This window comes from Rhizobium sp. BK376 (assembly GCF_004341625.1).
Lineage (GTDB): Bacteria > Pseudomonadota > Alphaproteobacteria > Rhizobiales > Rhizobiaceae > Rhizobium.
Genome location: NZ_SLZG01000003.1, coordinates 462,881 through 478,766, shown reverse-complemented (window position 1 = coordinate 478,766; position 15,886 = coordinate 462,881). Strand labels below are relative to the sequence as shown.

Annotated in this window: 14 protein-coding genes; 4 read left to right on the top strand and 10 right to left on the bottom strand. The window is 60.7% G+C overall.

Going from position 1 to position 15,886, the window contains the following annotated elements; genetic code table 11:
- Positions 1 to 176: 176 nt before the first annotated feature.
- The 10 genes from EV561_RS10720 to EV561_RS10675 all read right to left on the bottom strand — a co-directional run bounded on the left by EV561_RS10720 (position 177) and on the right by EV561_RS10675 (position 8,658).
- Positions 177 to 566: a hypothetical protein gene (locus EV561_RS10720; RefSeq protein ID WP_132521117.1), complete on the bottom strand. Its 390-nt coding sequence runs from the start codon at positions 564 to 566 to the stop codon at positions 177 to 179.
- 17 nt (positions 567 to 583) lie between these two features.
- On the bottom strand, positions 584 to 1,135 hold the full coding sequence (cheD, locus tag EV561_RS10715; RefSeq protein ID WP_132521115.1) for a chemoreceptor glutamine deamidase CheD: 552 nt from the start codon (positions 1,133 to 1,135) through the stop codon (positions 584 to 586).
- Positions 1,132 to 1,521, bottom strand: a complete 390-nt coding sequence (locus EV561_RS10710) for a response regulator (RefSeq protein WP_132521113.1) — start codon at positions 1,519 to 1,521, stop codon at positions 1,132 to 1,134. The genes cheD and EV561_RS10710 overlap by 4 nt, the downstream gene beginning before the upstream one ends.
- Entirely contained in the window at positions 1,521 to 2,567 is a 1,047-nt protein-coding gene (cheB, locus tag EV561_RS10705; RefSeq protein ID WP_132521111.1) for a protein-glutamate O-methylesterase CheB, read from the bottom strand. Before cheB ends, EV561_RS10710 begins: the two co-directional genes overlap by 1 nt.
- Positions 2,564 to 3,469 (bottom strand): protein-glutamate O-methyltransferase CheR, encoded by a 906-nt coding sequence (cheR, locus tag EV561_RS10700; protein WP_132521109.1) that lies wholly within the window; start codon positions 3,467 to 3,469, stop codon positions 2,564 to 2,566. Before cheR ends, cheB begins: the two co-directional genes overlap by 4 nt.
- Positions 3,466 to 3,933 carry a chemotaxis protein CheW gene (locus tag EV561_RS10695; protein ID WP_132521107.1) on the bottom strand — a complete coding sequence of 156 codons (468 nt, stop codon included), beginning with the start codon at positions 3,931 to 3,933 and terminating at the stop codon, positions 3,466 to 3,468. The genes cheR and EV561_RS10695 overlap by 4 nt, the downstream gene beginning before the upstream one ends.
- Positions 3,934 to 3,937: 4 nt before the next feature.
- A complete protein-coding gene (locus EV561_RS10690; protein WP_132521105.1) occupies positions 3,938 to 6,262 on the bottom strand; it encodes a chemotaxis protein CheA in 2,325 nt (774 codons plus the stop codon).
- A gap of 15 nt (positions 6,263 to 6,277) precedes the next feature.
- A complete protein-coding gene (gene cheY1, locus EV561_RS10685) occupies positions 6,278 to 6,643 on the bottom strand; it encodes a chemotaxis response regulator CheY1 (RefSeq protein WP_132521103.1) in 366 nt (121 codons plus the stop codon).
- Positions 6,640 to 6,936 (bottom strand): STAS domain-containing protein, encoded by a 297-nt coding sequence (locus EV561_RS10680; RefSeq protein WP_132521101.1) that lies wholly within the window; start codon positions 6,934 to 6,936, stop codon positions 6,640 to 6,642. The genes cheY1 and EV561_RS10680 overlap by 4 nt, the downstream gene beginning before the upstream one ends.
- A 63-nt stretch (positions 6,937 to 6,999) precedes the next feature.
- On the bottom strand, positions 7,000 to 8,658 hold the full coding sequence (locus EV561_RS10675; protein ID WP_132521099.1) for a globin-coupled sensor protein: 1,659 nt from the start codon (positions 8,656 to 8,658) through the stop codon (positions 7,000 to 7,002).
- A gap of 744 nt (positions 8,659 to 9,402) precedes the next feature.
- Here EV561_RS10675 and EV561_RS10670 point away from each other — a divergent pair.
- The 4 genes from EV561_RS10670 (at position 9,403) to secD (ending at position 15,879) form a co-directional block, all read left to right on the top strand.
- Positions 9,403 to 10,860, top strand: coding sequence for a glycosyltransferase family 39 protein (locus EV561_RS10670; protein ID WP_207910519.1), 1,458 nt, complete (start codon positions 9,403 to 9,405; stop codon positions 10,858 to 10,860).
- A 73-nt stretch (positions 10,861 to 10,933) separates the two neighbouring features.
- Positions 10,934 to 12,778 carry a cation:proton antiporter gene (locus tag EV561_RS10665; RefSeq protein WP_132521095.1) on the top strand — a complete coding sequence of 615 codons (1,845 nt, stop codon included), beginning with the start codon at positions 10,934 to 10,936 and terminating at the stop codon, positions 12,776 to 12,778.
- 14 nt (positions 12,779 to 12,792) lie between these two features.
- On the top strand, positions 12,793 to 13,215 hold the full coding sequence (locus tag EV561_RS10660; protein WP_132521093.1) for a hypothetical protein: 423 nt from the start codon (positions 12,793 to 12,795) through the stop codon (positions 13,213 to 13,215).
- Positions 13,216 to 13,314: 99 nt separating this feature from the next.
- Entirely contained in the window at positions 13,315 to 15,879 is a 2,565-nt protein-coding gene (secD, locus tag EV561_RS10655; protein ID WP_132521091.1) for a protein translocase subunit SecD, read from the top strand.
- The last annotated feature ends 7 nt before the right edge of the window (positions 15,880 to 15,886 follow it).

The following is a 15,886-nucleotide window of genomic DNA, read 5'->3' as shown; positions in this document are numbered from 1 at the left end:
TTCTCGCACGTTTCGTCAAAGACAAAAATGGCTTTGTGCCCTGCAGCGAAACTAGTGGGCGAAACTTGTGCGAGCGTTTCGTCCGAACCGGACAAAACTGAAAAACCGCTGCTATTTCATAGACGATCCGCCAACGGGCGGACTTAAGACCGGGCGATCAGACTGCCCAGAGACGATCAGAAAAAGTCGAAATCACCAGCTGCTTTGCCCAGCGGCTGCGAATGACCATGGCGCAGGCCGCCCGCAAGGGCCTTCTGCATTTCGGCGAGCTTCACCAGGCTGAGAGCGGTCGTGACATCGACCATCCAGCCATCCGGAATGCCTCCGGTGATCGTGTCGATGAACTCTGCAATCCCGCGCGTCTTCTGCACTGCGAGATCGATGCCCTGCATGACCTTCATGGATTCCGGTGCTTCAAATATGCTGGGGCCGCCAAGCTCGATCAGCTGAGGCTCGATCCGCTCGATCAGGTATGCGACATCGTGCAATTCCGAAACGATACGCATCAGGATGGCGGGCAGAGCCTCGTCTCCGGATGCCGGCTCGGTATGCGGGACAATGTTCATAAAATAATCCTCGCGCCTTAAAAAAATTCGATCGTATTCTCTGCAGGTTTCGGCGCAAAGACCGGGCGCTGTTCGAGGGCCACGGTTTTCTGCGTTTCGGCGCCGGTCAACGGATATTGCCGTGCACGGCCCGAGATCGGCCAGTATTCTATCTTGCGTCCATGTTCCCCGCCCGTGCTCGATCCGACGACGGGAATGCCTTCGTCCCTGAGGAACTGCACAGCGAAAGCTGCGTTCTGCTCACCAACGTTGGAGAAGGTCGCAATCGTCTTCGCTCCACCGAAGATCTTTGCCTCCAGGCGGTCACGGCGCGCGCCCTTCTTCAAAAGTCCGTTGATCAGCAGTTCCATCAGATGGACGCCATAGCGCGTCGCGTCACCGCCGGTCATCGGCGTTGCGGCGTTTCCGGGCAGCAGGAAATGGTTCATACCGCCGACACCGGCGATGGGATCACGCAGACATGCAGCTACGCACGAGCCGAGAATGGTCGTCAGGACGACGTCTTCACTGACGACCTTATACTCGCCTTGAATGATGTGCATGCGTCGAGCTGCACTATCGGTGATCATTTCAATGCTCCGAACACGGCCTCGATGGCGGCCTTCATCTTTTCGATGGTGAAAGGTTTGGCCAGGACGTTGTTTGCGCCCAACTGAGCCGCCTTTTGCACCAGGGCACGGTCGCCCTGCGCCGTCAGGATGATGAAGGCCGCCTTCTTGGTCGCCGGATTGGCCCGAACGTGCTGCAGAAAGACGATGCCATCCATCTTCGGCATGTTGAAATCCGAGATGACGAGATGGTGGGGCTGCTCGGCCATGATCTTCATGCCCTGCTCACCGTCGCCAGCTGCGGTAATCTGTTTGAAACCCAGTTGTGTCAGCGCATCACTCAGCAGAAGACGGCTGGTGACCTGGTCGTCGACGATTAGAACTTTAATTTTCTCCGCAAGAGACATTACTCGCTCTCCTTTCGGGCGGCTGTCATTTTCAGTATTTCATCTCCGATGGCATTCAGCGGAAGCTGCTGCTCAACGCCGCCAAGTTCGTACGCAACCCTTGGCATTCCGTAAACAACGCACGTTTTTTCGTTCTGACCCACAGTTCTCGCACCGGAATGACGCATTTTGAGCAGGCCAGCGGCCCCATCGCGTCCCATACCCGTCAAAATGACGCCCACGGCGTTTCGACCGGCAAGTTCGGCGACGGAGTCAAAGAGCACATCGACCGAAGGACGATGGCCGTTTACCGGCTCCTTTTCGATAAGACGGCAATGGGGCGCTGACGCATTTGCGACCTGCAGATGACGCTCGCCGCCCGGTGCCAGGTAAATCTTGCCGATCTCAAGCCGCGCGCCATCGGTTGCTTCCTGGACAACAGGTGCACAGAGGCGATTGAGACGCTCGGCGAAGCTCTTGGTGAAGGTCGGCGGCATATGCTGGGTGATGACGGTCGGCGGGCAATTCGCTGGGAATTTTTGTAGAACCGCGATCAGCGCTTCCACGCCCCCGGTCGACGAGCCGATCGCCACGATCTTGCGGCCCACCCGGAAATCCGCGACCGAGGGTGGCGCCGCCGGTGCCTCGGCTGAAGGAGCGCGCTGATACTGACGCTGCGAGCGGGCGGCAGCCTTCACCTTGTCGGCGAGATCGCCGAAGGGGTTCCGGTCGCCCGGAGCCGGCTTGCCGACGCAATCGAAGGCGCCGATTTCGAGCGCCGCAAGCGTCGCCTCTGCGCCGCGATGCGTCATGGTCGAGACCATGATGACCGGCATCGGCCGGAGCTTCATGATCTTCTCCAGGAACTCCAGGCCGTTCATGTTGGGCATCTCGATATCGAGCGTGACCACATCCGGGTTGAGCTGCTTGATGGCGGCGCGCGCTTCCATGGCGTCGCCGGCTTGGCCGATAACATCGACATCGGGGTCGGAACTCAGGACAGCGGTAATAAGACCGCGCATCGTCGGTGAGTCGTCGACAACTAGGACTCGGGCAGGAGCCGTCATGCTCTTCTCCCTGAATTTTTGCCGGTATAGCGATAGGTGGTGATGCCGATATTGTCGAAGAGATGCTTGGCATCTCCCGAAACGCGCTCGGAATGACCGATATAGAGGTGACCGCCTTCCGGCAGCAGGCCGGCAAAACGGGACCAGATCTTCATCTGCGTAGGCTCGTCGAAATAGATGACGACGTTGCGACAGAAGATGACGTCGAAATTGCCCTTGAATGGCCATTGCGCCATCAGGTTCAATTCGTTGAAGGTAATCAGGCGCTTGACGCGATCGTCGACCTGGAACTTGCGACGCCCCTGTACCTGGACCTCCTGGAACCATTGCTTGCGCATGGCAGGCGACACGGTTTCCAGCGAGCCCTCGTCATAGGCGCCGGCGCGGGCAAGACCAAGGATCTTCGGATCGATATCAGTTGCCAGGATGCGGAAATCATAGTCCGCGGCGTTCGGCATCAACGACAGGACCGTGAGCGCGATCGAATAGGGCTCCTGCCCGTCCGAGCAGGCAGCCGACCATATGCGGACCCGACCGCCGCTTCTTGCCCTTGCCAGAAGGTCCGGCAGCACCTCGTTGCGCAGGTGCTCGAAGTGATGGTTTTCGCGGAAGAAGCGCGTGAAATTCGTGGTCAGGTGCGACAGCATCTCGCGTCTGGCGCCAGCGCCGGCCGGCGACGATACGAGCGAACAATATTCCCGGAAGCCCGAGAGTCCGAGGCTGCGGATATGCTTGGAAAGCCTCGAATAGACCAGCGAGGCCTTCGATTCATTCAGCGAAATGCCGGCATCCGCATAGATCATCGCCGCGATTTCGGACAGATCACGGCGCGTCAGCGGATATTCACCGCTGGCGAGGACCTCGTCGGAACCCAGCAGATCCTTTGCTCCCATCAAGCTCATGCAGCCTCGCTTTCAATATCCGGGAACAGGGCCTCGAGCTCGACGAGACAGATCATCCGGCGATCGATCGCCAGAATGCCGCGTGCGAACCGCTTTTGCAGATCGGAAGAAATCTCCGGCGTCGGCTGAATGTTTTCTTCGGTGATGGTCAGTATGTCGGAGACCGCCTCGACCAGCAGGCCGACCGACTGGCGCTTGACCTGGGCGACGATAATGACGTGCCGGGGGGAAGGCTCGGCGGGTTGCATGCCCAGCCTCAGGGACAGATCGATGATCGGCAGCACCTCGCCGCGAAGGTTGATGACACCCTTCATGTAAGATGGCGCATGCGGCATGGCGGTTGCCGGCGTCCAGCCCCGGATTTCGCGTACCGACATGATGTCGACGCAGAATTCCTGGTCGCCGATGCGAAACGCAATCAGCTCGCGGGCACCCTGGATCAAATTCTTGACGGCGTACGACATTACCTTATCCCGCTGCTGCGTAAGACATTTCGGCCTTCAGCGACTGACCGCGCGAGGCAGCGACAACCGCGTCCACGTCGAGGATGAGCGCCACACGCCCGTCGCCGAGAATGGTTGCAGCAGCGATGCCCGGAACGTGGGTGTAGTTCGCTTCGAGGCTCTTGATGACGACCTGGCGCTGGCCCTGGATGGCATCAACCATCAGAGCGCGCTGACCGCCGCCTTCCGATTCCACCAGGAGCGCCACACCTTCGACAGGGTTGGCCTGGGTGGCGCGGAAATTCAGGATCCGGCCGACATCGACCAGCGGGCAGAAGGAATTGCGGATCGAGATCAGGCGATGGTTTGCGCCGAAGGAATGGATCGCAGCGGCTTCCGGCTGGAGAGTTTCCACGATCGCGGTCAAGGGCACGACCAGCGTCTGGCCGGCAACCGTTACCACCATGCCGTCGAGAACAGCGAGCGTCAGCGGCAGGCTCATCGTGAAGACGGAACCCTGGCCCGGCTTCGAGGTGATGTTGATACGGCCGCCGAGTGCCTGGATCGAGCGCTTGACGACGTCCATGCCGACACCGCGGCCGGAAATATCGGAGATCTTGTCGGCGGTGGAGAAGCCCGGCAGGAAGATCAGGTTGTCGATTTCTTCGTCCGTCAGGTTGGCGTCGGCAGGGATCAGGTCGTTGTCGATCGCCTTCTGCCGGACCTTTTCGCGGTTGATGCCGGCGCCGTCGTCGGCAAGTTCGATCAGAATGCGGCCGGAACGATGCTTTGCCGTGAGGCGAACCGTACCTTCGGGATTCTTGCCGAGCGCGGTGCGTTTTTCCGGGCTCTCAACGCCGTGGTCGACAGCGTTGCGGATCATGTGGGTCAGCGGCTCGGCCAGCTTGTCGATGACCGTCTTGTCGACTTCGGTGTTTTCACCTTCGGTGATGAGGCGGATCGACTTGCCCGTCATGTCGGCGATTTCGCGAACGATACGCGACATGCGCTGGAAGACGGGCTTCACAGGCTGTGCGCGGATGGCCATGACCGAGTCCTGGATCTCGCGGGTGAGCTGCTGCAGCTCCTCGAGACCCATGTTGATCGATGAGGTACCGGTCGTGTCGTTCTCGATGACGCTCTGCGAGAGCATCGCCTGGTTGATAACAAGCTCGCCGACGAGGTTGATCAGGCGGTCGACGCGATCGAGATCGACGCGGATCGTCTGGCCGGCGCTGTTGGCGGCGGCATTGTTCTGTGCGGCGGCAGCAGCGGCGGCTGCGCTCGGCTCTTTCTTTTCGGCACGGGAGGCAGCGGCGGCAAGCTGCGTGACATTGCTTGCTGTTTCCGCTGCTGCGACGGCTTCTGCCGCATCGCTTCTCGTCTTCGGCTCATCGGCGGCCTCGGCCGGCGCGGGCTCGTCGTCCAATGCGGAGAGATCGAACGGAACCGGGATCATCGGCAGCTCGTCGTTACCGCTGTCATCGCTGATCACGTCCTCGGCCGGATGGATCTCGAGTTCGCAATCCCATTCCGCAAATTCGAAGACGGTTCGGATAGCGTCTTCGCCCTTGTCGGTCTTGATGGAAATCGCCCACTTGAAATAGGCCGCTTCCGGATCCAGCTGGTCGAGGCCAGGCAGGGCATCCATGTCGCAGCGAATGCTCATCTCGCCTAGGCGCGAGAGATCGCGCAGCAGCAGAGTGGCGTCATTGCCCTTCGAATAGAGATCGGCGCGCGGCTTGAAGCTGATTTCGAACTGCGGAAGCTCGGGATGAACGTCCTCGGCACCGTCGAATTCATCGAAGGTGAAAGGTATCGGCTGGAAGCCGCTATCGTCTGTCGGAGCGGGCGCTGCCTTTACGACCACGGGTGCCGGCGCTGCAGCCTTGGGAGCGGCGGCAGGCTTCGGAGCGGCGGCAGGCTTGGGTGCAGGCGCTTCTGCATGGGCCGAGGGAGCGGGCATTTCGCCATGGGCGAGTGCCTCGAGTTCCTTGACCAGGCCGCGGCTTCTCGACTCATCGACGCTGCCGCCATCACGGGCAGCGTTTGTCAGGTCGGCAAGCACATCGGCAGCCTTGAGCATGACCTTCAGGACATCCTGGGTCGGCTCAAGCTTATTGGAACGAACGCAATCGAGAGTGGTCTCGAAGACATGGGCAAAAGAGACCAGATCATCCAGACCGAATGCACCAGCTCCACCCTTGATGGAATGAACGGCACGGAACACGGCATTGACGGTTTCCGGATCGCGGTCTCCGTCATTCATTTTCAGGAGACCGGATTCCAGTTCCGCGAGCTGCTCCTCGCACTCCTGGAAGAAGATCTCTTTGATTTCGTTCATATCCATAGGAAAAAATCCTGTTTAAGCGGTTACACGCTCGATGGCATCGATCAATTTGGCCGGGTCGAAGGGCTTGACGATCCAGCCGGTCGCACCAGCCTGGCGCGCGCGGTTCTTCTTCTCGGCATCGCTCTCCGTGGTCAGGACCAGGATCGGGATCGCGCGATACTTGTCGTTGCGGCGAACGCCCTCGATGAAGCCGAAGCCGTCGAGACGCGGCATGTTGATATCGGTCACGATGACGTCAGGATTGCTCTCCTCGAGAACTTCGAGGCCTTCAACGCCGTCTTCCGCCTGGATGGTCTCGAAACCTGCATTGTTGAGCGTAACGAGAAGCATGTTACGGATCGTCCGTGAATCATCCACGGTAAGCACTCTCTTCTTCATTGCCGGATCTCCTTGGCAAGCAGATGATCGATATTGATGCCGATCAGCTGCATCGTTTTGTGAAATGCGTCCGATACCTTCGTGAAGGTGAAGGACAGCTTGTCTTCATCCCAGGTCTTGGCGGCGGCCATGAGGACCTGAACGCACAGAGCCCCGACCTTCTCGACGCCTGATGCGTCGATCACGACATTGCTGCCGCGAAGCCCCATCAACTTGCTGCGAAGCGTCGAGGCCTCATTGAGGTCCAGCACCGTAGCCAGACTGATCGATTTCTCGCCTTTCCTGCTCGCCATTACTTCATTCCTTGTCTGTTGGTTTCAGGCCCCAGCGCCTGCGTACGCATAAGATAAAGTGCATCAGTAAACATTCCGCCCGCCTCCAGCGGCTGCCGAGTAGAGCGGGAAGTCTAATTCATCCATTTCCTCGGCATCGCCGGTAATCTGTGCCTGAACATTGCGCTCCAAGGCCGGCAGGGACGCGACCGTGTCTATCCTGCGCTGCGCCGGACCGTCGCTGGCATATTGCTTCTCGCGCGCGATGCGGAACTCCCGGATCGTCTCGCCGAGTTCGAGAATGACCGTGTGGAGATGATCGGCGCCCTCGCCGGAACGGGCAGCCAGCGTGCTGGTGCCTGCCACGCGCTCGCTCAAGGCGCCCACGTCATCGGTCACGGTCTGAAGATCGACCGCCTGGCCGTCGGTGGCGCTGGCTATGCCCGAAATGGCCTCGTTGATGTCGGCCACCTGGCGCACGATGCTGCCGATGGCCTCCTGGGTGCGGCCGACCATCTGCACGCCCGAATCAACCTGCGCCTTGGTGCCCGTCACCAGCGTCTTGATTTCGCGGGCGGCATCGGCGGAACGTTGGGCAAGCGCCCTCACCTCCTGCGCGACGACGGCGAAGCCGCGGCCGGAGTCGCCGGCGCGCGCTGCCTCGATGCCGGCGTTCAGCGCGAGGAGATTGGTCTGGAAGGCGATCTCGTCGATGACGCCGATGATCTGGCCGATTTTCTCGGCAGAAGATTCGATATCCGCCATGGCGGTGATCGCCTGACCGACGACATGGCCGCTCTGTTCGGCAGCGATGCGTGTCGAGGCGACGGCTTTTTCAGCGGAACGCGTGCTGACGGCATTGCCGCGAACTTGCTGGGCCAGGCCTTCCAGGCGCTTGGCGGACACCTGAAGCTGCCGGGAATGATCGGTGGATGCTTCGCTAAGGTTGCGGCTGTCGCGGGCAATAGTGCCTGTCGCAGCTTCGGCAGCCTGGACCCGTCCGCCGAGAGCGGTAAATTCCGTCTGGATATCGTCGAGCGCGCCGTTGAGGGTTTCAACTAGGCCCGAATAGGCCTCCGGCACTTCGTTCGTCACGCGCGCGGTCAGATCGCGTTCGGCGAGAGCCCGGATCACATCGCCGAAGATGTGACCGATATCGGCCTGATCCATCTGACGCTGCTCGGCGAGTGCACGCTGATGACTGACGCGCAACTGATTGAAGCGCAAGGAGACGGCAATCTCGACGTCGACCATGACCAGCCGGACGACAGCCGCCATGAGTTCGCCAAGTTCGCGAGCCCGGCGCTTGGTGCCCGGAAGGATCGCACGACCGCCCATCTCCTCCAGAAGACCGGACAGCAGATGCTCGAGCACGATACCATGACCGGCGACGTGCCAGCGCGGGTCGAGGCCCATCTTGCTTTCCGAATCCGAAAGGATCTTCACCCGCTCGGCATAGAGGCTGTCGAAGCGGGCGTCGGTCAGCACATCCCAATGGGAGGACTGCAAATCATGAAGGCGCTCGACCTGGCGTTCGCTCGAAAAATTTCGCGATGCGTCCGGAAAGGATTGGAAGCGGTGGAAGAGATCGCGCAGGCCTTCCTTCAGCTGCGCCTGCAGCATGGGGCGATGACGGCGAACCATCTCGCACTGCTCGGCATCGAGACCGGCAAAGCGTAAGCGGTCGCGAAGGCTGCCTGCCTGCGCCCGCTGTGCCTGATCTGATGGCGAATCCTGCGCCAATGCCGTCCCCACCGAAATGCCGCGCAAAACGCCCGGCGAAACAAAATTATCCAGTTTAAGCAAAACGATAGCGAAAGGAGACACGCACGCTGCTGGCGACACGCTGCCGCCGGCAGGCAAAAGCCCGCTCATTCACCAAAATCTGTTCCTGGAACTATCTGATGAAATAGATACCGGACCTACCCGGTACGACGGTGGCGGCTTCATGCCTGGTGGGAACGAGCAACAGCTTCCCATTCCGACGTGTAGTGCAATGTTTATGGTTAATTCCTTGCTTGAAGGTTAATAAGACGACACCGCCGTTCGCTTTTGAATTAAATTGCTTTTTTCTAATGACCGGTATTCTTGCCGTTGCAGAATAGCCGCAAGTCACAAGCAAGCTTGGCGCTATAGATCGGTAAGAAGAGAATGCACAAAGCAGTTAAGGAAGAGCAATGATTGTTCTTGGCATGAGCGCTTCACTGATCGCCGGCATGACGCTGTTTGCGATTGCGTTTCTGGCGCGCCTCGACAGCCGCGACAAGGCTGTCCTCAGAGTTCTCTGACCTCCTCCCGCAATAGGCGACACCAAGCCTTCATAACCACGCTTCATCTGCGCGCCGCGGACGTGCCGATACATTTGCCATCTGCTAGGCGATGGGCTGGCGCCGGGCGCAATAGTTGCCTATGAAGGCCACCATCGAACCGCCGCCAGATCGAGTGCAGATGACCAGCCTCTCCTATACCGACACAAGTAACAGGACCCTGTCGCTTCGATTTGGTCTTGCGATCGTGTTTTCCGTCACGCTCTGGCGTGTGGTTATGCTCCATTTCAACAGGACCGACCTGTTTCTGGATGAGGCACAATACTGGTTCTGGGGCCAGAACCTCGATTTTGGCTATTATTCCAAGCCGCCGATCATCGCCTGGGTGATCCGCTTCTTCAATGCGATCTCCGGATCGGACTCGACCTTCTGGATCCGCCTTTCGGCGCCGCTGTTCCACATGGCGACAGCCTTGATGCTGATGCGCATCACCCGCCGCCTCGGCTGGGAGGAGATCGAGGCCTGGGTCGGCGTGACCTTCATCACGCTGCCGGCGGTTTCCCTGTCGTCGACGTTGGTCTCTACGGATACGATCCAGATCCTTTTCGTCGCCATTGCGATATGGGCGTTCCTCGGCCTCAACAAGCGCGCATCCGTCATCGAAGCTCTGCTGCTGGGCGTCAGCCTCGGCCTCGCCTTCATGACGAAATATTCGATCCTGTTCATGCTGCCCGGCGTTGCGGTCGCGATGATCCTCATGCCTTCAGCGCGGATATCCTGGCGCGACTGCCTGATTGCGGCCGTCGCCGGCGCGATCGTCGTCTCACCGAACCTCTGGTGGAACCTGACGCATGACATTGCGACCGTGCGCCATACGGAAAGCATTGCGCATTGGAGTGGCGGCAAGGGCGGCGGCTCGACGCTTCATCTCGTTGGCGCCATCGAATTCTTCCTGGCGCAATTCGGCGTCGTCGGTCCCATCGTCTTCTTTGCCACGCTCTGGGGCGCCTGGCGGATGATCCGCGGCGAGGCAAACGACAGGGAAACGCTGCTCGTCTGGCTATCCATGCCCGTGGTCGTCCTAATCACCCTGCAGGCCTTCTTCGCCAAGGCCTATGCCAACTGGGCAGTCACAGCCTATGTCGCCGGCACGATCCTGGCGGTCTGGTTGCTGCGCGCAACGAAGCGCGGGCTGGTCACCTCCGTCATCATCAACGGCATTCCGGCGGTGCTCCTGCCCATCCTCACCATCTTTGCCGCAGACCTGAAGCTGCCCAATGGCGATCTCGTGATGAAGCGCTATATGGGCCGCAGCGCGATCAGCCTTGACATCGCGGGTATTGCGAACGACGCGCATCTCGACACGATCGTCGCCCAGGATCGCGATATTCTTGCCGACCTCTTCTATACGCTGAAGGGCAAGCCCTATCATATCTATGCCCGCAATCTCGGCGGTTTCCCGTCAAGCTATTATGAGCAGAACTTTCCGCTTCCAGCAAATACGGGCGGTAATGTCCTATATGTCTCGACCTCGCCGTTCGAATGCTCTGCAGGAGCGGACGAAATGGTCAAGACATGGAAGCCGGAATTCGGTTATATGCGCGGCAAGACACTCTATGCCTATCGCGTAACACCGACCTGTCTCGCCCCTCCCTCGGAGACAGCGTCAGCCGAATGAATGAACGGCCACCACTTCAAGTGGGCCGCGAAAATCATATGTCAGAACGGTCTCAAGCTTCGGGGAGAATTCAATGCCGCATGACACGCCTCTGATTTCAACGATTGTTGGCGGTCTAGTGCTGGCATTCATCTTCGGCGCCATCGCCAACCGGCTGAAGCTGCCGCCCCTTGTCGGCTATCTCATCGCCGGCGTGCTGGTCGGGCCGCATACGCCCGGTTATGTCGCCGACCAGAACCTTGCGCCGGAGCTCGCGGAAATCGGCGTCATCCTTTTGATGTTCGGCGTCGGCCTGCATTTCTCGCTGAAGGATCTGCTCTCCGTGCGCGGTATCGCCGTTCCCGGCGCGATCGTGCAGATCGCCTTTGCCACCCTGCTCGGCTGGGGTCTCGGCGAGATCCTTGGCTGGTCGACCGGCGGCAGCCTCGTCTTCGGCCTGGCGCTCTCGGTCGCCTCGACCGTCGTCCTGCTGAAAGCGCTGCAAGAACGACGCCTCGTCGAAACCGATCGCGGCAAGATCGCCGTCGGCTGGCTGATCGTCGAAGACCTTGCCATGGTGATGGCGCTGGTGCTCATCCCGGCTGCCGCCAGCATTTCAGGCGATGGGCACGGGGCCGTCGAGCCGCTGTCGGCAGCTCTCAACCGGATGCTTGGCCTGGACCTCGGCATCGGCGGCATCATCGGCATGACGCTTTTGAAGGTGGTGCTGTTCGTCGCGCTGATGCTGGTTTTCGGTCGCCGCGTCATTCCCTGGACGATGCATCGCATCGCCCATACCGGGTCGCGCGAACTGTTCCGCCTCGGCGTACTGGCGATCGCGCTCGGCGTCGCATTCGGCGCATCCAAGCTCTTCGGCGTCTCGCTGGCGCTCGGCGCCTTCTTCGCCGGCATGGTGCTTGCCGAAAGCGAACTCAGCCATCGCGCCGCCCAGGAGAGCCTGCCGCTGCGCGACGCTTTCGCCGTGCTCTTCTTCGTTTCCGTCGGCATGCTGTTTGATCCGAACATCATCGTCAACGATCCGCTGACGCTGCTTGCAACGGTCTTCATCATCGTTATCGGCAAGTCGGTGGCTGCCTTCGTTATCGTGCTTGCCTTCCGCAAGCCGCTTAGCACCGCACTGACGATCTCCGCAAGCCTTGCCCAGATCGGCGAATTCTCCTTCATCCTGGCGGCGTTGGGCGTCGATCTCGGCCTGCTGCCACCCGAAGGTCGCGACCTGATCCTCGCCGGCGCGATCATTTCGATCATCCTGAACCCACTGGTCTTCTTCATCTGTGACCAGCTGAAGCACGGTCTCGAGAAGAGAGGCATCGCACGGCGCGATCCGGAAGCCGAAGCTGCCCCGGATACCGTGAGCGGTGCGGAAAGTGCGCCGGCCACTTCTGCTCATGCGGAAGCGGCAACGGACGACGAACCTCATCCCACCGCGCTTTCAGGCCATGTCGTCCTGATCGGCTATGGACGGGTCGGCAGCATCGTCGGCCAGAGCCTGAGATCGTCGGGTACGCCGTTCGTCGTCGTCGAGGATTCGGACAAGCGGATTGCCGAGTTGCGAGATAGCCACATCGAGGCCATATCGGGCAATGCGGCACTGGCCGAGGTCCTTGCCTATGCCAATATCGCCGCCGCCCGAAGCCTCGTGGTCGCCATTCCGAATGCCTTCGAGGCATGCCACGTGACCGAACGCGCACGCGCGATCAATCCCTCCATATTGATCGTAGCCCGGGCGCATTCCGACGCAGAGGTTGAAGAATTGAAGCGCTACGGCGCCGATACCGTGATCATGGGCGAGCGAGAAATTGCAATGGGCATGGTTGACCGGCTCGCTCAAGTGCATCATGACAGGCCGCACTATGAAGATGAGGGACGGGCTGGTATCATGGAGGATGAACCGGTCACCGTTTCCGCAAAAGAATAAGGTCGCTTCAACCCTTGGATCCGTTCGAACCCGGCTTTGCCGATAGCGAAGAGATGGACAGCCATGAGACGCCCCGCGCCGTGCCGCGGGTGATCGCATCGCTCGTCGTCGCCTTCTTCGCCTATATCGGCTTTGCGCTCGGCGGCGGATTCGGAGCGGCCCTCAACACCGAGACAAGCTCCTTTGCAGCCGGCAAGAGCACCCAGCCGCTCTATCTGTCGCTGCGCGACACGGCGCGCGGCATCGTTGCCGCCGAACGCGACGCAGCGCCGAAGGGAACGTGGCATGAAGGCGCGACCGCGCTGCTTCCGGCCCCGCCCTCGCTTTCGCTTCTCAACCTTCCCGCATCAGCCCATGACTATGCCGATGCCTCCCCGACGGCCTCCCTTTCCTCGCGTGCCTATCTGGCGCGCGCGCCGCCGGTTTTCGTAGGCTGAGCTTACGTGCGCGCCCCATGCGGCGCATTTCAGACATGACGACAGACAACGCCGCCAGCGACAGTATCGCTGGCACAAGCGTATTGAAGGATTAACAACATGCGCACCTCACCATGGCTGGTGCTCACCTATACGGTGATCATCGTGCTTGGCCTCTTCATCGCCCTGCCGAACGTGCTTCCGCAGTCGACGCTAGACCGTATCCCGGCCTGGCTGCCGCATAACCAGGTCTCCCTCGGCCTCGACCTTCGCGGTGGTTCCCACCTCGTTCTCGAAGTCGACCAGAACGATCTGACCCATGAGCGGCTGCAGACGCTGCTCCAGGATTCTCGCCGCGTCCTGCGCGAGAAGAACATCCAGACGAAGTCGATCATCCTCAACAAGGACCAGATCGTCGTCACCCTGAACGACCCGTCGCAGAGCGATGCTGCCATCGAGCAGCTCAAAACGCTTGCGAACCCGGTTACAACGGGCCTCAGCGCCGGCCAGTCCGACCTGACGATCACGCCAAACGGTAGCGCAGTGACCGTTGCGTTTTCGCCGGCCGGCATTGCCGCCAATGTCGATTCCGCCGTGCAGCAGAGCCTTGAAGTCATTCGCCAGCGCGTCGACCAGGTGGGCGTCGCCGAACCGACCATCCAGCGCATCGGCAGCAACCGCGTCCTCGTCCAGCTTCCGGGCACGCAGGACCCCAGCCGCCTGCGCGAACTGCTCGGCTCGACCGCCAAGATGTCCTTCCACATGCTGGCCGATACGGGCGACCTCAACAATCCGGGTCCTGGCGTTACCGTCATGAAGGACGAAAAGGGCAACAGCTATCCGGTGCTCGACCGCGTCGAACTTTCCGGCGACCGTCTGTCGGATGCCCGCGTCAGCTTCGACCCGAATACGCATGAGCCGCTCGTCACCTTCCGCTTCGACAGCGCCGGTGCGAACCGCTTTGCCGAGATCACCCGCCAGAATGTCGGCAAGCCCTTCGCCATCGTGCTTGACAACAAGGTGCTGAGCGCGCCTGTCATCCGCGAGCCGATCACCGGCGGTTCCGGCCAGATTTCCGGCAGCTTCACGGCCGACAGCGCCACCACGCTCGCAGCCCTGCTGCGCGCCGGCGCCCTGCCCGCCAAGCTCACCGTCATCGAAGAACGCACCGTCGGCGCCGACCTCGGCAGCGATGCGATCAAGATGGGCATCTATTCCGGCATCGTCGGTTTCGTCCTCGTCGCCCTCTTCATCTTCGTTCTCTACGGAACGTGGGGCATCCTGGCCAACGTGGCCCTGCTCATCCACACGATCCTGACCTTCTCGGCCCTGACACTCGTCGGTGCGACGCTGACGCTGCCTGGCATCGCCGGTGTCGTTCTCGGCATCGGTCTGGCAGTCGACGCGAACGTTCTCATCAACGAACGCATCCGCGAAGAAACGCGCAAGGGCAAGAGCGCCTTTGCGGCCATCGATACCGGCTTCCGCCGGGCCTATTCGACCATCATCGACGGCAACATGACGGCGCTGATCGCCGCCTGCATCCTGTTCTACTTCGGCTCCGGCCCGGTTCGCGGCTTCGCCGTGACAATGGGTCTCGGCCTCATCATCTCGATGTTCACCTCGGTCGCCTTCGTGCGCGTCGCGATGATCGGCATCACCCGCCGCATGAAGCTGAAGGTGCTCAACATCAGGCCGCTGATCCCCTTCAGCCCCTATGACAAGCACATCAACTTCATGAAGGCGCGCTTTTTCGGCGTCAGCGTCTCGGCGCTCCTGTCGATCGCCTCCATCATCCTGTTCATCCATCCGGGCCTGAACTATGGCGTCGACTTCCGCGGCGGCATCCAGATGTCGGTCAAGACCCAGGACGCGGCGGATCTTGCTAAGTTCCGCGAGGGCCTGGACACGCTCGGCCTCGGCGAGATCACGCTGCAGTCCTTCGGCGACAAGAACAGCATCCTCGTCCGCGCCCAGCGTCAGGACGGCGGTGAAGAAGCCCAGACGGCTGCAGTGACCAAGCTGAAGGCCGAAGTCGCGAAGATCGATCCAACGGCGACGGTCGAAGGCACCGATGTCATCGGTCCGAAGGTTTCGGGCGAACTTGCCTGGGCCGGTATCCTGTCGGTCGTCATCGCAAGCTTTGCGATGCTGTTCTACATCTGGTTCCGCTTCGAATGGCCGTTTGCCGTCGGCGCCATCGCGACGCTGGTGCTCGACGTTACCAAACTGGTTGGCTTCTTCGCCATCACCGGTCTGGACTTCAACCTAACGGCGATCGCCGCCCTGCTGACGATGGTCGGCTATTCGGTCAACGACAAGGTCGTCGTCTACGACCGCATGCGTGAAAACATGCGTCTCTACAAGTCGATGCCGCTGCGCGAGATCATCGACAAGTCGATCAACGAGACGCTGGCTCGAAGCCTCTATACCAACGCGACGGCCTTCCTCTCGCTGCTGCCGATGGCGATCTGGGGCGGCAGTGCCGTGTCCAGCTTCGCGATCCCGATGGCCTTCGGCATCCTCGTTGCCGGCGCGTCGTCGATCTTCATCGCAGCGCCGATCCTGCTCTTCCTCGGTGACTGGCGTCGCCGCCATGCGAGCCATTCCGCCGCGGCAAACGACGAAAAGCCGACCGAGGCCAAGGCTGCGAAGGATACAAAGCAGATCCCGGCTGCGGAATAACGGCAGT